This window comes from Streptomyces pseudovenezuelae (assembly GCF_029892565.1).
In the GTDB taxonomy this organism is placed as follows: domain Bacteria; phylum Actinomycetota; class Actinomycetes; order Streptomycetales; family Streptomycetaceae; genus Streptomyces; species Streptomyces pseudovenezuelae_A.
This window is the reverse complement of the sequence record NZ_JARXVH010000024.1, coordinates 23,006-43,442: the sequence shown is the minus strand read 5'-3', so window position 1 is coordinate 43,442 and position 20,437 is coordinate 23,006. Positions and strand designations below refer to the sequence as shown.

The 20,437-nt window shown below is 67.4% G+C and carries 16 protein-coding genes and 3 pseudogenes; 13 read left to right on the top strand and 6 right to left on the bottom strand.

Annotated elements, in window-relative coordinates:
* Positions 1-86: 86 nt before the first annotated feature.
* Positions 87-1,001 (bottom strand): ABC transporter ATP-binding protein, encoded by a 915-nt coding sequence (locus tag M2283_RS44565; RefSeq protein WP_280882309.1) that lies wholly within the window; start codon positions 999-1,001, stop codon positions 87-89.
* Positions 1,002-1,162: 161 nt separating this feature from the next.
* Here M2283_RS44565 and M2283_RS44560 point away from each other — a divergent pair, with 161 nt between their 5' ends.
* The 3 genes from M2283_RS44560 to M2283_RS44550 all read left to right on the top strand — a co-directional run bounded on the left by M2283_RS44560 (position 1,163) and on the right by M2283_RS44550 (position 6,092).
* Positions 1,163-2,356, top strand: a complete 1,194-nt coding sequence (locus M2283_RS44560) for an RNA-guided endonuclease InsQ/TnpB family protein (protein ID WP_280882308.1) — start codon at positions 1,163-1,165, stop codon at positions 2,354-2,356.
* A gap of 525 nt (positions 2,357-2,881) precedes the next feature.
* Complete coding sequence (locus M2283_RS44555) at positions 2,882-3,040, top strand: hypothetical protein (protein WP_280882307.1); 159 nt, start codon at positions 2,882-2,884, stop codon at positions 3,038-3,040.
* Positions 3,041-3,428: 388 nt separating this feature from the next.
* The gene (locus tag M2283_RS44550; protein WP_280882306.1) at positions 3,429-6,092 is read left to right on the top strand and encodes a WD40/YVTN/BNR-like repeat-containing protein; all 2,664 of its coding nucleotides are present in this window, start codon (positions 3,429-3,431) and stop codon (positions 6,090-6,092) included.
* A 38-nt stretch (positions 6,093-6,130) separates the two neighbouring features.
* On the opposite strand, the gene M2283_RS44545 is transcribed toward M2283_RS44550, so the two are convergent.
* Positions 6,131-6,385 (bottom strand): acetyl-CoA synthetase, encoded by a 255-nt coding sequence (locus tag M2283_RS44545; protein ID WP_280882305.1) that lies wholly within the window; start codon positions 6,383-6,385, stop codon positions 6,131-6,133.
* A 463-nt stretch (positions 6,386-6,848) separates the two neighbouring features.
* Here M2283_RS44545 and M2283_RS44540 point away from each other — a divergent pair, with 463 nt between their 5' ends.
* The 3 genes and pseudogenes from M2283_RS44540 to M2283_RS52080 all read left to right on the top strand — a co-directional run.
* Positions 6,849-7,160 carry a hypothetical protein gene (locus tag M2283_RS44540; protein WP_280882304.1) on the top strand — a complete coding sequence of 104 codons (312 nt, stop codon included), beginning with the start codon at positions 6,849-6,851 and terminating at the stop codon, positions 7,158-7,160.
* A 211-nt stretch (positions 7,161-7,371) separates the two neighbouring features.
* A pseudogene (locus M2283_RS52085) lies at positions 7,372-8,145 on the top strand (IS1634 family transposase); the annotation flags it as partial.
* Positions 8,146-8,565: 420 nt separating this feature from the next.
* A pseudogene (locus M2283_RS52080) lies at positions 8,566-8,895 on the top strand (winged helix-turn-helix domain-containing protein); the annotation flags it as partial.
* 175 nt (positions 8,896-9,070) lie between these two features.
* On the opposite strand, the gene M2283_RS44530 reads toward M2283_RS52080, so the two are convergent.
* Positions 9,071-9,877, bottom strand: a complete 807-nt coding sequence (locus M2283_RS44530) for a carbon-nitrogen hydrolase family protein (RefSeq protein WP_280882302.1) — start codon at positions 9,875-9,877, stop codon at positions 9,071-9,073.
* A gap of 74 nt (positions 9,878-9,951) precedes the next feature.
* Positions 9,952-10,725 carry a flavin reductase family protein gene (locus M2283_RS44525; protein WP_280882301.1) on the bottom strand — a complete coding sequence of 258 codons (774 nt, stop codon included), beginning with the start codon at positions 10,723-10,725 and terminating at the stop codon, positions 9,952-9,954.
* A gap of 417 nt (positions 10,726-11,142) precedes the next feature.
* Here M2283_RS44525 and M2283_RS44520 point away from each other — a divergent pair, with 417 nt between their 5' ends.
* The 5 genes from M2283_RS44520 (at position 11,143) to M2283_RS44500 (ending at position 17,857) form a co-directional block, all read left to right on the top strand.
* Entirely contained in the window at positions 11,143-13,041 is a 1,899-nt protein-coding gene (locus M2283_RS44520; protein WP_280882300.1) for a WD40 repeat domain-containing protein, read from the top strand.
* Positions 13,042-13,047: 6 nt separating this feature from the next.
* Positions 13,048-14,319, top strand: coding sequence for an MFS transporter (locus M2283_RS44515; RefSeq protein ID WP_280882299.1), 1,272 nt, complete (start codon positions 13,048-13,050; stop codon positions 14,317-14,319).
* A 66-nt stretch (positions 14,320-14,385) separates the two neighbouring features.
* Complete coding sequence (locus M2283_RS44510) at positions 14,386-16,245, top strand: WD40 repeat domain-containing protein (protein ID WP_280882298.1); 1,860 nt, start codon at positions 14,386-14,388, stop codon at positions 16,243-16,245.
* Positions 16,242-16,892: a GTP cyclohydrolase II RibA gene (gene ribA, locus M2283_RS44505; RefSeq protein ID WP_280882297.1), complete on the top strand. Its 651-nt coding sequence runs from the start codon at positions 16,242-16,244 to the stop codon at positions 16,890-16,892. The genes M2283_RS44510 and ribA overlap by 4 nt, the downstream gene beginning before the upstream one ends.
* Positions 16,893-17,020: 128 nt before the next feature.
* The gene (locus tag M2283_RS44500) at positions 17,021-17,857 is read left to right on the top strand and encodes a formylglycine-generating enzyme family protein (protein ID WP_280882296.1); all 837 of its coding nucleotides are present in this window, start codon (positions 17,021-17,023) and stop codon (positions 17,855-17,857) included.
* Positions 17,858-17,881: 24 nt separating this feature from the next.
* Here the strand turns inward: M2283_RS44500 and M2283_RS44495 are convergent, their stop codons facing one another.
* Together M2283_RS44495 and M2283_RS44490 are read right to left on the bottom strand one after the other, a co-directional pair.
* Positions 17,882-18,187, bottom strand: coding sequence for a hypothetical protein (locus tag M2283_RS44495; RefSeq protein ID WP_280882295.1), 306 nt, complete (start codon positions 18,185-18,187; stop codon positions 17,882-17,884).
* Positions 18,157-19,074, bottom strand: coding sequence for an IS1634 family transposase (locus M2283_RS44490; RefSeq protein WP_280882294.1), 918 nt, complete (start codon positions 19,072-19,074; stop codon positions 18,157-18,159). Before M2283_RS44490 ends, M2283_RS44495 begins: the two co-directional genes overlap by 31 nt.
* Before the next feature lie 73 nt (positions 19,075-19,147).
* On the opposite strand from M2283_RS44490, the gene M2283_RS44485 reads away from it, so the two are divergent.
* The gene (locus M2283_RS44485; RefSeq protein WP_280882293.1) at positions 19,148-19,840 is read left to right on the top strand and encodes a haloacid dehalogenase type II; all 693 of its coding nucleotides are present in this window, start codon (positions 19,148-19,150) and stop codon (positions 19,838-19,840) included.
* 235 nt (positions 19,841-20,075) lie between these two features.
* Positions 20,076-20,401, top strand: a pseudogene (locus M2283_RS44480) (hypothetical protein); the annotation flags it as partial.
* Positions 20,402-20,437: the final 36 nt, after the last annotated feature.

Here is a 20,437-nt window from a genome sequence, read left to right as displayed (position 1 = left end):
ACGATCCGGGTCTGACTGAAGGCGGGACACGAGCAAGTACCGGCGGGCTTTTGTCGGCCTTGCAGGGAGTTGCGTAGAGGCGTGCGTCATCGGCTCGTCTCCTTCTCCGACTGGTACTCCACCGCATCCCGCGTCAGGTCCATGAATGCCTTTTCCAGCGACACCTGGCGCGGAGCAAGCTCGTGCAGTTCCACTCCGCCGAGCGACGCCAGAGCGCCGATCTCGGCAGCTTCCAGACCCGTCACCACCAAAGCATCACCGCCTTCGGTCCGCACCTGAACGGCTGCGGTGATCATGCTGCGCAGGGCCTCGGCCTGGGGGGTGCGAACAAAGACCTCGCGCTCGGAGTGTGCCTCGATGAAGTCCTTCATCGTCATGTCAGCGATCAGCTTTCCGCGGCCGATGACGATGAGGTGGTCGGCGGTCAGCTCCATCTCGCTCATCAGATGGCTGGACATCAAAACCGCGCGTCCTTGGGCCGCCATCCTCCGCATCAGCGAGCGGATCCACACGATGCCCTCCGGGTCCAGCCCGTTGAGCGGCTCGTCGAACACCAGTATCGGGGGATCACCCAGCAGGGCCGCGGCGATGCCCAGCCGCTGACGCATTCCGAGGGAGAACGTCCCCGCACGCCGGCGACTCACCTTCTCCAAGCCGACTTCCGCCAATACCTCCTCCACCCGGCGGCGCGGAATCCCGTTGCCGGCCGCCAACGCCGACAAATGATGATAGGCGGTGCGACTGGGCAGCACTGCGCCCGGATCCAGGAGCGCCCCGACCACCTTCAGTGGCGCGGGCTGCACAGCGTACGGCCGTCCGGCCACTGTCGCGGTCCCGGAACTGGCAGCGTCCAGGCCCAGGATCATGCGCATCGTGGTCGACTTGCCGGCTCCATTGGGCCCCAGGAACCCGGTCACTTCCCCAGGCCGGACAGCGAATGTCAGATCATCCACAACCAGGACCTCGCCATAGCGTTTCGACAGGCCGCATACTTCGATCATCGGGCCTCTCCTTTGTGGATACCCCCGGCTTCAGCCGGGGGAGGAAACGAAGTTCCTGCGAAGCAGGGCAGGGAAGGCCGGTTCGCCGCCCGGGCGGACCGGCGTGCGTCGTCCACCGGCCGACACCTGTCGATCACACGGAATCCGATAAGGTGTGAGCTATGGCGCGGCAGGTCAAGCGGGCGTTCAAGTACCGCTTTTACCCCACAGGCGAGCAGGCGGCGGAGCTGTCGCGCACGTTCGGCTGCGTGCGCCTGGTTTACAACAAGGCGCTGGAGGAGCGCACCCGGGCCTGGTACGGCGAGCAGCGCCGTCTGTCCTACGTGCAGTCGTCGGCCGCACTCACGGAGTGGAAGAAGACTGCGGAGCTGGCCTTCCTGGCGGAGGTGTCGTCGGTCCCGCTGCAGCAGGCGCTGCGCCATCTGCAGACGGCGTTCGGGAACTTCTTCGCCCAGCGTGCGCAGTATCCGCGTTTCAAGTCCCGCAAGAAATCCCGTGCGTCGGCCGAGTACACCCGCTCGGCCTTTTCGTGGCGTGAGGGACGGCTGACGTTGGCGAAGATGGCCGCCCCTTTGGACATCCGCTGGTCGCGTCCACTCCCGGAGGGCAGCGAGCCGACCACGGCGACCGTGTCCCGCGACGCGGCGGGACGCTGGTTCGTGTCGCTGCTGTGCGACGACGGCATTACCCCGGCTCCGGCCACGAAGAACGCGGTCGGCATCGACGCCGGCATCACCTCCCTGGTGACGCTGTCCACCGGCGAGAAGGTCGCCAACCCCCGGCACGAGCGCCGTGACCGTGCTCGTCTGGCCGGGGCGCAGCGTGAGCTGTCGCGGAAGGCGAAGGGCTCGGCGAACCGGGAGAAGGCCCGCGAGCGGGTTGCCCGCGTGCATGCGCGGATCGCCGACCGGCGCCGCGATGTCCTGCACAAGCTGTCGACTCGGCTCGTCCGTGAGAACCAAACGGTCGTGATCGAGGACCTCACCGTCCGCAACCTGCTGAACAACCACACGTTGGCGCGGGCGATCTCGGATGTGTCGTGGAGGCAGCTGCGGTCGATGCTGGAGTACAAGTGCGCTTGGTATGGGCGTGAACTCGTCGTGGTCGACCGCTTCTTCCCCAGCAGCAAGCTGTGCGGGAACTGCGGCACGGTCGCGGCGAAGATGGCGCTGAATGTCCGCGAGTGGACGTGCGACACCTGTGGTGTCGTGCATGACCGCGACATCAACGCGGCCCGCAACATCAAGGCGGCCGGGCTGGCCGTCTCGGCCTGTGGAGCCGGTGTAAGACCTCAAGGGAGTTCTCCTGGCGGGCAGCCGGCGTTGAAGCAGGAACCCCTACAGCGCGAGCCGTAGGAATCCCCCTCCTTCAGGAGGGGGGAAGAAGTCAACGAGACTCCAGACCGGCAGTGGTGCACGCGACCGTCGCGTGCACCACTCACTGTCCGCCACCGACGTGAGCCTGATCTGGACGAACATGAACGTTTCATGGGAACGCCAAGCCTCTGACCTGGGAAGACCCCAGAGACAGCACCCGATGACCCTGGGACTCACATGAAACTCACATGATGGCCTCCGGCCAGCAGTCATCGACGGCCATACCCCCAACGGCAGGTCAGAGATCGTGCAGGAAGCGACCGACTGGGCCTTCGCCACGGCCTGCAGTGAGACTGCAGACGGTAGATGGCCTCGACGGTGACGCGAGGGGAACATCCTGATCTGCGCCCGAGCCTCTCATCGCGACGGGCGGCGACCGCGCCACGGGTGCGTCCAGGGCGGAGTCCCGGAAATCCACATCATGCGGCAGCGTGGTCGGTCGATCATGCCGAGCTTCCCGTATCCCGATTTCCTCTGCCAACCTGCCAACGCATCGTCCCTCCGATGCGCCCTGCTCTCACCAAGGTCGTCGGGTACCTGGGCGCCAACGACCGGACTGGGATCGTCGACGGCACGGAGATCCGTGGACAGCGGCGAAACCCGCCGCCGGCCGGCCTTGCGGTGCAACTCGTCATCGCGGTCAGCAGGTACGCGTACCGGTAGGCGCACCCCCTGGCCGCCTGGGTCCGCGCGGCCGAACCAACGGGCCCGGTCCGGTACGGGGCTTCGCCGGATTCCTACGCCAGGACTGGGACGACGTCCTCGCCGGGATGACGCTCGCCTGCAGTTCCGGCGTCGTCGAAGGCCCCGTCAACCGTTTAAGACGATCAAGCGGCAGATGTACGGCCGCGGCTGCTGCCACACACTGCGGCTGAGACAGGAACCTGGCGGGTAGCGGCCGACCGCAGCGCCACGGGACGCGCCCGCACCTCCGCAACACGCATAGGCATGGCAGGTTCCGGACAAGACTTGCCCAAGCCCCGACGGAATCCCCTGTACCCCGTGATCGTGTCTGTCCCAAAGCTGTGCCCATGCTGTTTGGGAGGACTTGGTGTCAGTACCGACCCGCAAGAGACGTTGGTTCACGATCTGCGCCATCACCGCATCCGCCGCACTCGTGGCGATACCCGCCGGCGCCGCGCCCGGCCCGGGAGGCAGCCCCTTCGGGGTTCGCGCACTGGCTCAACTCGCCGCCGAACAAGAGCAGTCGATGGGTGCAGTCAGCCCGAAAGCCAAGGCCGAAGACGGCGGCGGCGGTGACGACGGCAACGAGGCCGACGAGATAGCCGAAGGCGCCGACCAGTACGCTGAGGCCCGCACCTCACCCGGCATCGTCGCCCCGGGCGCGTACGGCGCCGCCTGGACGAGTCTGACCAACCTGTCCAGTACCGGCGGCAGTTGGCGCAACATCACCGACCTGCCGTACAACTCCGACGACCCGCGCTATCGCGACTACGACTCCAACTCCAGCGGCGGCTCGGGCAATGTCACCGGCCGGATGGCCGCGATGGCGGCCGACGACGACGGGTACGTGTACGCGGGCAGCGCGGGCGGCGGAGTGTGGCGCTCGCACACCGGAGGCGGCCGCTGGCAGCCCATCAGCGACAAACTGTCGTCGCAGTCGACCGGCGCGCTCGCGCTGGACGGTGCCGGGCGGCTGTGGCTGGGCACCGGCGAGGCGACGACCAACGCAGACGCCTACCTCGGCAGCGGCGTCTACGTTCTGTCCGACCCGCGGCACGGCACGTTCTCCTCCCGCAGCCGGGTCGGCGGCGACGAGCTGGAGTCCACCACCATCCACGAACTGCGCTTCGGCGGCGGCAACGTGTGGGCGGCGACCAGCGAGGGTGTGTGGAGCCACTCCACGAAGACGCTGAAGGGCGCGTGGAAGCTGGAGTTCGCACCCAACCCCGACTATCTGCCGGGCGGTCCACTCGCGAACGACGACTCGGCCGCGTACAAGAACATCGCCAACGACATCGCGATCGACCCGAAGGACCCCTCGAAGGTGGTTCTCGCGGTCGGCTGGCGCAGCGGTGACGACTACAACGGCTTCTACACCAAGGGCGCGGGCGGCACCTGGACGCGGATCACCAGCGGCCTGGGCGACCTGCCCGCCGACGCGGACGACGTCGGCAACGTCACCTTCGCCCGCTCTGCCGACGGCTCGCGCTACTACGCCATCGACCAGTCCCCGGAGCAGCTCAACACCAACCCGGACAGCGGTCTGGAGGGCATCTACGTCTCCAAGTCCGGTTCTCCCACCGGCCCTTGGACGAAGGTCGCCGACTACAAGGGCCTGGCCGCCGACGGTTCCGCGCTGACCTCCAGCGGCTACATGCCGGGCGTGCAGGCCTGGTACAACCAGTTCCTGACCGTCGACCCGGCCAACGCGGAACACGTCTACGCGGGCCTGGAGGAGGTCTACGAGACCAAGGACGGCGGCAGCACCTGGTCGACTGTCGGCCCGTACTGGAACTTCGGCTTCCCCTGCTGGAGCATCGACCCCACCAAGCAGACGGGCAACTGCAGCCCGACCACCCACTCCGATCAGCACGGCGTCGCGATCGGCAGCTATCACGGCAAGAGCTTCGTCTACGTCGGCAACGACGGCGGCGTCTACAAGCGCCCCCTCAACGGCTCCCAGGACGCCTCCGGGCACGCCACCGACTGGACCTCGCTCAACGACGGCACCATCGACACCCTCCAGTACTACTCGGTGGGCGTCGGCAAGGACCTGACCTACGGAGGCGTCTCCGTCACCGGCGGCCTCCAGGACAACGGCCAGTCCATCCTGCGCAGCAACGACACGGTCATGGGCTCCGACTTCGGCGGCGACGGCGGCGACACCCTCACCGACCCCGCCAACGGCTGCAACCTCGCCGAGGAGTACGTCTACCTGGCGATCCAGGTGACCCAGAACTGCGCGATCAACGACGGCAGTTGGGTCACCGACCCCAGCAAGATCACGTCGTACAACGTCGCCCCCGCCGACAACGCCACCGGCGAGGCCCGCTTCATCGCCCCGCTCGCCGCCGACGCGAAGAACAGCTCGACCTGGATCGCCGGCGGCCGCCACATCTGGGTGCAGACCCACGGCTACGCCATCCGCAGCGGCGACGAGTGGACCAGCGTGTACGATCTGGGCGCCGGCCGCACCGCGACCGCCGTCGCGGCCTCGGGCGGCAAGGTGTACGCGGCCTGGTGCGGCCCCTGCAACAACCAGGGCTTCGCCCGCGGCATCTCCGTCGGCAACACGGACGGCACCGGCTGGCACGACATCACCCTCCCGGCCACCGGCACGGACGGCACCGTACCCAACCGCTACCTCGCCGGCTTCGCCGTCGACCCGAAGCACGCCGACCACGTCTACCTCGCGGTCAACGGCTTCTCCCGGCACTGGACCGAAGGCCCCGGCGCCGGCGTCGGCCACGTCTTCGAGTCCACCGACGGCGGCACCACCTGGAAGGACATCTCGAAGAACCTCCCCGACGTGCCGACCAACTCCGCGGTCGTCACACCGAACGGCGGCCTCGCCGTCGCCACCGACCTGGGCGTCGTCTACCGCGCGCCCGGCCGTACGACCTGGCAGCGCGTCGGTAACCTCCCGGCCGTCGCCGTACTCCAGTTGAGGCTAAGCCCGGACGGCCGGACGCTGTACGCGGCCACCCACGGCCGCGGCATCTACACGATCGACGTGCGCGACTGCCACTGACGCAGCGGCTTCGCAGGGGTGACCCCGGGTTGCCGGGGTCACCCCTGCGTCGTGTACGGCACCACACTCACCTCGAGCGTGAAGGCGACGCGCGACGCGCCCGCTACGTCCGGCGCTTTCGCCATCGCCGTGATCTTCGCGGTACCGCCCCGGGCGCCAGCGCAGCGCAGCGCGGCGTGGGCCGTGCCGTCCGCCGCTACCCCCCACCCGGACACCAGGACGAAGGCTGGCGCGGAACTCAGCAGACCCGTCCACAGCTTGTCGTCGTTCCGCGGCTGGAGGACAAGGGACACCACAGTTCCGGGCCGCACGCACAGGTCGTGGACAGAGGCGTCCCCCGGGCGGTGGGTGACGGTAATGGAGCCCGCGGCGCACCCTGGGGGCGTGGAGGCTGTCCCATGAGGGGCCGGGGCTCGTGTCGACGGCGTCGACAGTGACGTCGCCGACCTAGTCGCAGAGGGCGAGCTGGGGATTCCCGGCGTGCCGGGGCCGCTCTCCGAGGGAGTGGCGGTGGCTGAACCGGTAGCAGGACGCGGCGGCGCCGAGTCCGCCTCCGAATCGTCACCTCCCCCTCCGCAGGCGGTCACAACACAGGAGAGGGCAATCATGACGGTCGCGAGCGAGGTCCAGGATCCGCGACCCCGTCTGCAGTCCTCCAGCATCATGACCACTCCCTTGCTCCGCCGAACGTCACTGCGACGCCGTCGGCCGCAGTTCGGTTCCCGTCGCCCGAGGAGAAGCGGAGGGCCTCACCGTATGCCCAAGTCGAAGGGGATGGGGCCCACCGGCGAGCGGACCCGGTCGGCTACCGGCTCTCTGCTGACCAGTCCGCTGCAGGTTCACGCTCTCGCCGGCCGTCTGCGTGCCGGCGGCGACCCGCGCGTCTCCGCCCGGGAGTTGCTCTCCCATCTGGCCACCAGCATCCTCCAGCGCGAGCACCCACGGACCTCGCGCGACGCGTGGGAGGCTCTGCCTCGTCTCGCCGCGCGCATCCTGGACCAGCAAGGTTCCGTCCAGGCCAGTTCGTTTACCCCGCAGCATCTAGTCCCGTACTTCGCGGGTCGTTGATTCGTATGGTGTGACCGGTCCGGGGGTGTCCTGGGCCGGTGGTGTGGCGTTGGGTGGGGTGTGTCGATGACTTCCCGGTCTCCGCGTCCTCGCTTTCAGCGTCAGCGCCTTGATGTGGTGGTGACGTCCGTGGTGGAGAAGCGTCTGGGCGCTCTTGCCTGCCGCTGCCGAGTTTTTGCGCCGGCTGGATGTCGCCGGGATCGTCGACGAGGTGTGTCCGGGAGGTGCGAGCGCGCATCTGACCCACGGGCAGGTGATCGAGGCGTTGGTGGTCAACCGGCTGACCTCGCCCGCGCCGCTGGTGCGGGTCGGTGACTGGGCCCGTACCTGGGCGGTGGAGGAGGTGTTCGGCATCGAGCCGGCTCTGCTCAATGACGACCGTCTGGCCCGGGCCCTGGACGCGATCGCGCCGGAGCTGGACAGGATCGCGGGGACGGTCGGTGCCCGGGCGATCGCCGAGTTCGGGATCGACGTGTCGAGGCTGCACTGGGACATGACCAGCATGTCTGTCCATGGCGCCTTCCCCGCCGGGGACCAGGACGAGCAGTACCCGGTCATCGGCTACGGGCGTCCGGGGGACCGGCGGGTGGACCTAAAGCAGGTCCAGGCCGGACTCGCGGTGTCCGCCGACGGCGGCATTCAAGTCCATGCCCGTGTCTTCGACGGGGGTGCGGCCGAGGTCAGCCAGGTCGTCGGCGCGATGAAGGACCTGCAGGGCATGGCTGGCGCACGGGAGTTCTTGATGGAAGCCGATTCCAAGCTGGTGTCCTATACGAATGTCGCCGCACTGCTCGCGGCCGGGGTGGATTTCAGCGCGCCGGTCCCGGCCGCCCAGGTCAAGGACGAGGTCTACGCAGCCTTGGACCTTGAACAGGCACAGGCGGTGGACTGGGTGCCTGAACGGGACGTGGGCAAACCGGCCGCCGAGCGGGAGAGCTACCGGGTGCTGGAGGACATTCACACCATGGCCGGGCGCCGCAAGCGGGATCCGGTGCACCGGGTGCGCCGGATCCTGGTGCACTCCACCGCTGTCGCGGCGGGCCAGCCCCGGGGATCGCGAGAAGCGACTGGCCCGGGCCGGCGAGGAGATGGACAAGCTTGCCGGCGCGGCGGGCGGCCGACACTACGGCACCCACCAGAAGATCACCGCCCGGATCGGAGTCATCGCGGCCAAGCGGCACGTCACCTCCTGCCTGCGCTGGACGATCACCGGAGGCGAAGGCGAACCTCCCGCCCTTCAGTGGCACTTCGACCAGGACGTCCGGGCGGCCGAGGCCGCGGTGGACGGCTGGTGGGCGCTGCTGACGAGCATCCCGGCCGAGCAGGTCGGCTCGGCCCGGACCGGATCCTTGTCCGCTACAAAGGTCAGGGTGCGGTCGAACGCCGTTACCACGACTTCAAAAGCGCGAAGGATCTCCGGGTCAGTAAGCGGTCGGTGGAACGCTGGCGTGCCTGGCGGGAGGGCGGGATGGACGCCCTGGCTTCCACGGGGCCACCGAAACGTCCCAAGCTGTCCGATGGCCAGGTCGCCGAGTTGGAGAAGGAGCTGGCGCTCGGACCCGCCGAGCACGGCTGGGAGGACCAGCGGTGGACCCTGGCCCGGGTCAGAGTCCTGATCGCCTGGAAGTTCCAGGTCGACTGCTCGATGGCGGATGTGTGGAGGCTGTTGCACCGGCACGTCTGGTCTTGCCAGTGTCCCACCCGCCGGGCCGTCGAGCGTGACGCGCATGCGATGGCCGAGGGCACCTGCCGCGAGGTCCTGGCCGAGCAAGGTGTCTGCCTGCCTTACGTTCCGGTACGCGCATGTGGGCGGAGTCATGCACGGCGCGGGAACACGCACCCGTGCCCGGCCAACAGGTGTTCGCCCACGGCCTTCTGGTGCCGGCGCTTGCGCCGGCGAGACAGGCAGATCAGCCGACGCGCCGCAGGGTGGGGTGCGACTTCCCCTCTTCGTGGACCGGTTGGCGTGCCCGGAACTCCGCCAGCATGTGCAGGAACTGTCTGACGTTCGCAATGGCGGCGGGGTCCAGGTCCGTCAGAAGGGTCTGCTCGCGCACTCCGTGCGCCTGTGTGACGATTGCGCCGTCAGGACCGTGAACCGCGCTGCCGCCGGCCGCGGGCCGGCCCAGTGGGCCGCCGACCGGGTTGACGAACACGCTGTAGACCGTGTTCTCCAAGGCACGCGCGGCCATATAGACGGCCGCCCGCGGCTCGTTCCCCGCGGCGAAGGCGCTGGAGCACAGGTAGGCGTGGGCACCCGCCGCCGTGGCAGATCGGGCATGTTCGGGGAAGGACATGTCGTAGCAGATGGCGATTCCCAGCCGCCAGCCGTCGACTTCCAGGCACCCTCCCGCACGGCCGGGGCGGAAGAGGGCCGCCTCGTCGGCGTGCCAGAGATTCTCTTTGTCATACAGGACGGAGACGATTCCCTCTGGGGTGACCAGCAGGGTGGAATTTGCCAGGGCGCCGTCCGGGCTGCGGACCGCGGCGCCCGCCAGAACGGCGACGGCTCCCTGCACGGCGGCGCCGGTCAGGGGTTCCAGCCGTGCGTCCCACACCCGCCCCGCTTCGTCACACATGATCTCGGACCTGGTGTCCTGCGCGAGAGCAGTCAAGTCATAGCCCGGGAGGTGCAGTTCTGGCAGCACCGCCACCCGTGCGCCCTCTCGGGCTGCGGCGCTGACCAGCCCGGCGGCTCGGCCGGCGTTGCCCGCCACGTCGCCTGGCACGGCCTCCGTCTGGACGGCGGCAAGGCGGAGCGGAGCGGAGGGCAATGTGAGAGGCGGCGGCCTCACGGCCAGATCCTCGAGTCGAGGCGCGCGTACCCGGGCTCGGCTCCAGTGCGTTCCACCTTGATGCGTGCCCCGGCGAGCGGAGCCGGCGGCAGCGGCAGGTCGACAAGTAAATCTCCGTACTCACCGGACGGGTGCATGCCGAGGTCGACGGAGGGCTCACCCGGGACCAGCAGCCTCACCCGCCAGTCCGGTGGCTCGGAAGCATCAGGACCGGTGGCTGCCACGCGCAGGACGGGGCCGTCGAGGACCTGTGCGCCAGCCACGACCGCGGTGCGGTGCACCGGCATGCCCAGCGCATGTAGGGGGCCGTGTTTCACCAGCGGTCGCGGACTGTGGTCCGGGACGTGCACGGCGCTCACCTCGCCTACGTACATGCGGTGGACCGGGAAGCAGACCGTGTCACGGAGGATGCACTCCAAAGCGATCAGACCTCCCCTGACCCAGGGGGTCCGGGTGCTCTCCGCCTCGCCGAACTCGAGGAGCTCGCTGCTGGATTTGTCGATCTCGCTCAGGGAGAAGCTCCCGGCGAAGTCCGCGAGCCCGGCCTGTTCTTCTGAGCAGAGGGTGAGGCTGAACTCTCCCGCTGACGGCAGGAGCTGGCGGCTCTCTGAACTCGGGCCGAGAACTACGGCCGCGTAAAGCGGGGTCTTATTGACGAAGTAGGACCACTCCGCGGACATGACGTTGATAGCCCCGCCACTTCGGACGGCAACGAGTCCCACCGTGCTCGTCAATTTCTTCCACAGTTGATCAGGGATATCGCGAGACATGCACACTTCCTCCATCTCAATTGACCAGAATTTTGCCAGCCTGCTTCAAACAAGACGACAATTTTGCAGGCGACTACCCAGTCGGGTTTGCCTGAAAATCGAGGGGCGAGAATTCGATGGCCTTTGGCTGAAAACCGTTCAGAAGAATCGGACAATCACCCTGAATGTCCGCAATATACGTGTGGCGCAGATCACACTGCACGGAACTTGCGGTCGTCATCGCGGTGGTGCATACGATCGCAGTGCTTTGCAAAGCGGGATCACTCGCCTTCGGTATGAATGGGGGTGTTTTCAGATGACGAAGCCTGTCCGCCGTAACGTCCGCATGGTCCGTTGACCACGATCGGAGGCCGGCCGGGATCAATCGGCCGGCCTCCCTCCCGACTGTCCGAAATCACTGGCCAAAGGGAGGCCGGCGTGGAATTAACGGACCGCATCGTCAGAATTGTCTACGTCGAGGGTACGGGGCTTATCTGCTCCGATGCCTTCGGGCGGGTGCATCTTCTGGATGACGACCTGAATGTCATTCGGTCCTCGCCCCGGCCACCGCAGGGCCGCCCGCTGTACGGACTGACCGTGGCTGGGCCGTGGGTCATCGGCAAAGACCGTATGGGTGCGGTGCTGCGGTGGTCCCTTGACACATTAGACCTGGTCAACCGCTTGGACCCGGCCAACGTCTGCGATCCGTCGACGCTGATCGAGCGCGAAGAGCCCTCTCCTGTCACGTCACGCGGAATCGGAGTGTGGGACGGCCGGGTCTACGTGACGAGCGGCTACCACCACCAGATGCTGGTCATCGACCTGGAAACGTTCGAGGTTCTGGAGATCCGGCCGAACATCTGCGGTGAAAGCCCGATGGAATGGGCGTCGACGGACCACCCGACACAGCATGCGATATCAGACAAAGAGGGTAATCTCCGATTTGGCAACTTCGCCACCATGGAATTCCCCAAACACGTGAAGCTCGATGACGGAAGCATCCACCGTGTCCGTTACGACGCCCGTCACCACCGTTTTTGGTGCACACAGGATTTTGGTGAGGGAGAGACGGCCGATGTCGCCAACGGGATCGTCGTCGTTTCGACGGACGGAGAGAAGGAAGACGAAGCACTCTTCGCTCGGGACGATGTCGAGTTCGTCATCTTCTCACCGGACTATATGCGCGCTTACTCGGGTGGGTTCGACAGTGAACTGCACATCTTCGACAACTCGGAGAAGAGTCTGCGGATCGAGCGCGTCGTCGGCGGGTTCTCGCACCAGCTCAGCGACATCACCGTTGGTCCGACAGGCGACGTATTCGTACTGTGCCAGGACGGAGAAATCGTCAAGCTCACTGAGGACGGCACTTTCGTGCGAGGCCTCGGATTCCGGCGGCAGGCGGTCTGGGACATTCAGCCGTCCGTGGAGGATCTGTCCGTTCTCTACTGCGCCACCGACTCCGGTGTGGCCGTCGCCGAGGTCCACCAGGCCGCCAGCGGGCCGACGCTTCGCATTCTGGAGGACCATGAGACGGGGTACGGATTCACCCGTCGCGTCGCCCCGGTCGACGGTGGATGGCTGGCCATCACCCGGGACAGGCACGTCTTCAGGGCGGTCCGCGGCAGCCCGCCGCAGTGGGACATCGAGTTGCCCTCGCTCCTGCACACCGTGGCCGTCTCGCCCGACGGCAACCGGGCACTTGTAGCGAGCAACTCGGGCGCGGTCGAACTCGACGCCCGAAGCGGTGAACAGCTCGCCGTCCTGTCGGTTGATGGCCTGCCCGTATGGACCAGCGCCTATCTGCCGACCGGTGAACGTGTCCTGGGCACCAGGAACGGGGTCATCGCCCTCTTCGACGACGGGTCCACGGAGCCGACGTGGCGGCTCGATCAGGGTGACTACCCCAAACGCCTCTGGGCGCAGGGAAACTACCTGTACGTCGTCGGCGACGGCGGCCTCAAGGAGATCGAGATCGGGCACGGAGTGCGACGGCAATGGGGTGACCTGCTGTCGAACACCGCCGAGAACGCGACCATCCACGACGGACTCGTGTGTGTCAGTTCCTACGGGATGCAGATCGGCGCCTATTCCTACGAGGGCGACGAGTTCCTGGGCTTCCTCGAAGAACTGCCCGGCTACCCCAAGGCACTGGCCACGATACGGGACACGGCCGGTGTGGCACATCTCTTGGTCGGCTGCCGGACCGGGGTCCTGTCGCTGTATCGGTTGGACAAACCCGCGCAGGAAGGCACTTTCGGCAAGCTGGAGGACTGCTGGCTGCCGCGCCGGGCCGCTCATTACCGCCTGGGCGACATGCCTGTCCCGGAGCAGGCGTGATCGAGTATGACGCAGACTCAGCAGGCGGACATCGAGGCGGCTCCTTGGCGGGAGCGCAGGTTCCTCGTCTTCGCCTGCGGCAACTTCGCCAACAACCTGGGTGAGTCGGCCTACAAGGTCGGGCTGCCGCTGTACATCTACGACCTCACGGGCTCGCTGCGCACGATGTCCCTGCTGGCGGCCCTCGCCCCGGCCGTTGTGCTTCTCAGCCCGTTGCTCGGCGCAGTCGTGGACCACTGGGGACCTCGGGTGTTCGTCGTGCCAGGGCTCCTGGTGCAGCTCACCGGCGCAGTGGCCCTCAACCTCTGCGTACTGAACGATCACGTATCCATGCCGGTGTTGTTCGGTCTGGCAACAGTGGTGCAGGTGGGCGGCGAGATGTACCGCAGCGGCTGGATCGCGGGGGTGCGGGGCATGTTCCCGCACAATGCCGCGCGCTCGCGTGCCGCCCTGAGCACCCTCTTCGTCACCTCGAACGTCGTGGGTCCGATCGTCGTCGCGGTCGGCGTCGGCCTGGTCGGATACCTGGGACTGCTCTGGTTCAACGTGGCCTCCTTCCTCGCCCCGATCGCCGTGTGGTTGGCCGGGGTTCACCCGCCGGCCAAGGATCGGCCGGTGCCGAGACGGCCGATCACTCTCGGGCGGGACATCATCGACGGCTGGCACATCGTCAAGGCCGAGAAAAGAGTCATGTACGTACAACTGACCGCGCTTCCGCTGCAGTTCGCCAGCGGCATCGGAGTCCTGTCCTTCATGGTCTGGTACCTGCGCGATCACTGGGACGTGTCGGCCAGCGGAGTGAGTGTCGCGCAGGGGACGGCGAACGTGGGCGCGCTCGCGGGCAGCGCCTACATCGCGGCCCGGGCACGCGCCCGTCCCCGATACGTGCTGGCCGTGTCGGTCGCGGTCATGACCGCCGCGCTGTTCGCCATGACCGTCGACTCACCCTGGACCTTCGTGCCCTGCATGGTGGCGTTCTTCACCATGCGATCGGCGATGACCGCCGTGTCAGCGATGATCATCGTCAAGTACCTCCCGTCCGAGGTGCTCGGCAGAGCCGAGGGACTCTTCAACCTCTTCATCGGTATCCCACTGCTCATCGCCCCGCTTCTGATCCCGGTCGTACAGGGCGCGTTGGGCAGCACCGCCGTCCTGGTGGCACTCGGTATGACGGCGGGGCTGTCCCTACTGTGTCTGGCCCGCTTCTGGCCGCAGTGGGACGACTCGGACTCTGCCGACAGTCCTCCGCTCACCAGCAAGGACGTTCCCGTCGAGTAACCGACCAGCGCACGGCCCGCAGTGCCGGTCGGCCTTCGCGCAGCCGCCAACAGCAAGGACCACAGCATGCGCACGATCAGTCTGCCGGCCAATCCGACCGGCCACTCCGCACCAGTCACTCATGTGGCGTTCAGCTCTGACGGCCGACATTTGGCGAGTTGTTCGTACGACGGCAGCGTCCTGGTCTGGGACACCACCGTCCCCGCACGGCCCCGCATCAAGGCCCAACTGCGCCACCGCAGGCTGGTGAACGCATCGGCCTGGAACCCGGTCGACTCCAGCCTCCTGGCCACGGCTTCCGCGGACAAGACGGCAGGGATCTGGCGGATATCCGAAGAAGGGCCGGCGAAACTCGTCAACGTCCTGGCCCGTCACACCGACGACATCAACTCCGTCGCGTGGATGCCCGACGGGGAACGTCTCATCTGCGTGTCGGAGGACGGCCGGGCCACCCTGTGGAACGCACTGGCCGGAACGTTCCTCGGCGAGGTCGGCTCCCACGCCGCCCACTGCATGATGGTCTCCGTCAGCCCCGGCGGCCTGGTGGCGACCGTGGGCGAAGACGGAATGGTGGCCGTAAGCGATCCCGACTCCGAGATCCCGCCTGCGACCAGGCACTACGCCTCCTCTGTAGAAGGGTGCGCCTGGTCCCATGACGGCAAGACACTGGCGATCGCCTGTGACGACGGCTCGGTCAGCCTCCTGACCGGTACCCTCCAACCTGTCCTCACTGTCCAGGTGTCCGAATCCGCTGCCAGGGCCGTCAGCTGGGCCGATGACGACGAAACCTTCGCGGTCGGCGCCTACGACGGGTTCCTACATGTCTACAGCGCGCGCGGCACCGCCCTTCACAAGATCTACGACGCCCGAGTCTGGCCTCGGTCCGTGTCGGTCGTCCAGGGGACCCTGGCAGCGGGGAGTTTCTGGAACGCACCCCACCTGCTCGACCTTGCGTCCGCGGCCCGGATATCCGGGCCGGACACCCCCAACCACGGCACCAACGCCATGGCTCTCATGGGTGACGAACTCCTGTTGGGCTGCGATTCCGGCAGTGTGCTGGCCGTCGATCTCGCGACAGCACACGACACCGCCCGTCAACTGCACGTGACGGAGGCGCCGATCCTTTCCCTGATCACCCGCGGAGTGACGCTGTACGCGGGCACCTATTCGGGTCACGTGGTCCGGTACGAGGACGGCACCACCACGTCCAGCCAGAAAATCAACGCGCCCATCCCCTCTCTGTGCCACGACGGCGAGCGAATCGTCGCCGGCACCTACAACGGCGAACTCGTGGGGCTGGACCCGCAGACCCTGAACATCACCGACCGCAGTGCGGCGCACGAGGGTTCCGTGAAGTCCCTGGCGACGTCAGGCAGCGGGTTCCTCTCGGCCGCCACTGACCGCACCGTGGCCGGCGGCTCCTTCCAGGAGCGCACCACTCTCTGGGAGCACGGCAACCTCGTCAACGCCGTCGCCGCGCTGGGCGCGCACGTCGCCGCAAGCGCGTCACGCGACCACACCGTAAAAGTGGGCCGGTTCGAGACCACCGAGAGTGGTGAACAGAGGCTGCTGGACATACAGACACTCCTCGGACCGGACGAGTCGGTCAAATGTGTGGCTCTCGTGGGCGCTCCCGAGGCGCCGTTCGTCCTCGCCGGCTCCTACGACTTCGGGCTGTACGCATGGCACATCGACTGGCGCGACAACGCCCGCACACTTGCCTCCGGTCAGTTACTGGCCGAGTTCACCCAGGGACTGTCCTGCATGATCGCCCTGGACAACTCCCGTGTCGCCGTGGCCGGCTGGGACGGTCGCGTCCTTGTCGTCGGACAGGACGCAAACGGCAGGGTGAGCGTACAACGCACCATGCACGTGGACGAGTTGGCCGCCGCCGCTCGCGCGGCCGGGAGGGCCGTCACAGCATGACGAAAACACCGCTTGCCACCGCTCTCACAGCAGCCACCGTACGGGCCCGGGTGAGCGTCACACTGACGAGGGCGAACAACGCGCAGGCGGAACTCGTAACGTTCGAGGGACTTCCCGACCCCGGTGAGCACATCGCCGTACTGGTCCCGCCCCAGGAAATCCCGCATGCCGAGACTCCGCTGGTGCGCGTCCACAGCGAATGCATGACGGGAGACATCTTCGGGTCCGCCCGCTGTGACTGCGGGCCACAACTCGACGAGGCCCTCACACGCCTGGCCGTGGAGGGTGGCGTGCTGCTCTACCTCCGTCAGGAGGGTCGCGGCATCGGCCTCTACAACAAGCTGGACACCTACGTGCTCCAGGACCGGGGCAAGGACACCTTCGAAGCGAACCGCCTCATCGGCCGGGGCGAGGACGAGCGCAACTACGCGGTGGCCGCCGCGATGCTCCACGTCCTCGGGCTCAACCGCATCAGACTGCTCACCAACAACCCGGAGAAGGCACGCCAGTTGCAGGAACACGGCATCACCCTCTCGTCCATCGTCGCCACCGAGGTGCACCTGACCGCTGAGAACGCCAGATACCTCGAAGCGAAGGCAAAGTTGGGCGGACACAACCTCACGGGCGCCGACTGGAGGCCGGCATGAGACTGGAGGACGTGTCGAAGTCTCCGCACTTCCGGCATCATGCGCCCTTGGCGTCCCGCCGTACAGTCTGTCCCAGCCCGGATGAAGCCCGCCTACTCGCCGGCTCCGAAACCGACGGACTCGCCGCCATGGTCGAAGACCCGTGCGCTCCGCTGGCGCAGCGACTGGTGGCAGGTGGCATGCTCGCCCTGCTCGGCGACCCGCGCATCACCTCGACACCCGCAGTGTGCGCCGTTCCCGGAGGAACGGCGGAAATCGGCCTCCCCCCGGCTGCCGTCAACGATATCGTCGCCAACTGGCGCCATGTCGGAGTCGAAGCGTCCTGGATCAACAAGGAGACACCGGTCCACGAAGTCCGACTCAATACCTTTTGGATCGCCACCTATCCCGTCACCAACGGGGAGTACCTGGACTTCCTCTCGGAGACCGGCCACGACGACCGGCCAAGCACCTGGTATCTGGGGGCCTTCCCGTACGACCGCGGCAACCATCCTGTGGCCGGAGTGCTCCCCGGATCGGCGGACGCCTATGCGCGGTGGCTCAGCGCGCGCTCCGGCCACCCGTGGCGGCTGCCGACAGAGAGCGAGTGGGAGCACGCGGCCAAGGGGACGGACGGCAGAGAGTACCCGTGGGGTGCCGCATTCGATCCCGGGGCGGCCAACACCCGCGAGACGGGCGTGCACACCACCACCCCCGTGGGCGTGTTCCCGGCCGGACGCTCACCCTACGGAGTCCTCGACATGGGCGGCAACGTGGAGGAGTACGTCGCGGACGACTACCATCCCTACCCCGGTGGCGCCCATGTCGAGGACCATCTGGTCGAGACCATGGGCACCTACCGAATCGCCCGGGGCGGCAGTTTCTCCCGCTTCGGCGACCTCACCCGCACACGTAGGCGGCACGGCGCCTTCCCTGGACCGCTGTATCCGGTCGGCTTCCGGTTGGCGACCGGCGTCGCACCCTAGACCCGGACTTCGCGGGTCGCCGTTTCAGGTTTGTGGCCAGCGGGTTTGTCCGATGTCGGTGTCGAGGAGGTCGAGGAGGTGGAGTTGGACGCCGCGGGTGATCTGGACGGTGGGCGGGTCGGTGATGTGGCCGATCCGCAGGGTGAGTTCGCCGAGGTGGTAGAAGATCATGCGGCCGGTGAGCCGCACCCGGCGGTTGTCCGGGTAGAGGCCGACCATCGTCTGTTCGGGCCCCAGGGCTTGTCTGACCTGGCGCTCGATCAGGCAGAAGACCAGCAGCGCCAGGCAGATGACCTGGATCAGGGCGGCGACGCGGTGGTTGTGCTGCACGAACAGCGGGGTGACCGCCAGGGGGCCTTGCAGTCCGCGTAGCGGCGCTCGACCGAGCCCTGCCCCTTGTACTGGACCAGGACCTGGCCCGGGTCGGCCTGCTCGGGGGTCAGCGCGGTAAGCAGCGCGTACCAGCCGTCGGCCGCCGCCTCGTCGTCCAGGACCTGTTGGTCGAAGTGCCAGGCCAGGGTGGTCCTGCCGGCCTCGTCCTGGCCGATCTCGGTGCGCAGGCAAGAGGCGACCCCCCGGGTCTTGGTGATCACCCCGATCCGTTCGGCGATCTTCTTCTCGGTGTTGTAGTACTTCCCGTCGGCTCCGTTTCTGACCTTGTCCAGGTCCTCACTCGCGCGGGTGAGGCGTTTGGCGCGGGCGGCTTGCTGGCCTGCCGCGTTGCCGGTGGAGTGGACCAGGATGCGGCGAACGGTCAGCACCGGGTCGCGCTTGCGGGGACCGTTCAGGGTGTGGACGTCCTCCAGCACCCGGTAGACCTCGCGCTGGGCGGGGTCCTTGCCCGTGTCCCGGTCGGGTACCCAGTCCACGACGGTTGCCACCTCCAGGTCCAAGGCGGCATAGAAACCGTCCTTGACCTGGGCTGCCGGGACCGGGGCGATGAACGCCGTCCCGGCTGCCAGCAGCGCGGCGACGTTCGCGTAGGACACCAGCTTGGAGTCGGCCACCAGCAGGAACCCCGGCTCGCCGGCCAGCTTCCGCAGGTCCTTCATCGCCCCCACGACCTGGGAGACCTCGGCCGCGCCGCCGCCGAAGACCCGGGCGTGGACCGGGATTCCGCCATCGCCGGTGACCGCGAGCCCGGCCTGGACCTGCTTCAGGTCCACCCGGCGGTCCTTGGGATGCCCGTGCTTGATCACCGGGAACGACGTCACCATCTTGACCGATGACGAGGCTGTGGCAAGGTCGTCACCTGCTGAACCGGTGACACCAGTACGAACAGGAGAACGCGTGACCGAGATCCGCGACATCGAGGTCGTCGTCTTCGACGTCCTCGGAACACTGGTTGACGAACCCAGCGGGCTTCGAGCGGAAATCCGCGACGCGGTGCCCGCGTCCGACGATGCGTCCGTCGACGAGCTGGTCACCTCGTGGCAGCAGCATGTCAAGCTCGAGCAGCAACGCATCAGGCAAGGGCACCGCGCGTACGTCAACACCGAGATCATCGACAGCGAGGCAGCTCAACGGGTCGCCGACCATGCCGGACTCGCCGATCCGGCAACCATCGCCCGGCTGGCCACAGCGGGTCAGCGCCTGCCCCCCTGGGGCGACTCTGTCGCCGGTCTCGAGCGGCTCACGCAGCACTTCCCCGTGCTTGGACTCTCCAACGCCAGCCGCACCGCTCTGCTGCGACTCAACGCCCATGCCGGGCTGCGCTGGCACCAAGCCTTGTCTAGCGAAGCCGTCCTGGCCTACAAGCCAGCGCCGGAGGTCTACCAGCTCGCCATCGACACCGCCGGATGTCCACCAGAACGCGTGCTCATGGTGGCCGCCCATGCCTGGGACCTCCGCGGAGCTCAGGCGAGGGGCATGCGGACCGCCTACGTCCAGCGACCGGTCGGGGATCCGCCGACCAGCTCCGATGTCTTCAACTGGCGGTTCAACGGACTAGACGAACTGGTCACCGCGCTGATGGCAAGGTAGCTGGGCCAATCCGCACTCCACCGCCCCGGCATGACGAGTCTCGGATCCAACACGCCTCACGCCGGCCCCCACCTCATCGGGGCCAGCGCGAGGTTCGAGAAAAGGGATCTTCGTCGAACGACCAACGACGACCACACCAGCGAAGAATCAGGAGGCGATCAGCAAGTCGCATGACACGCCCATCCACAAGTCTTGATTATTGCTCGTTTAAGTCGTCAAGGGGCACAGGGACGCGGTGCGCTCCGGTCGAACAAGCCAGTGGTCAGACGCTGGCGAAGGCGGACAGGAGTGTGTCCGGCTGCGCGCGGACGGCACCGCTCCGCTGCGTTACCGCGTCGAGGGCCCGGCCGGCGATGAACGGCTGCTGTCCATCAGCCCGTTCGGTCCGGACATCACCATCAAGCGGGCCCGGCCGATCGCCGACACGCCCCGTGAACACGTCGTACGGGCCGAGTTCATCCTGCGCGGCAAGCTCACCGCTCCGCTGCGCGAGGTACCGCTCTCCCCCACCCCCTCCAGCCCCTCGTCGACGCCATATCCGACCTGCGGGCCAAAACAGGCAAAGCGGGCGGCGGCAAGACCGAACGGGCCCTGGCC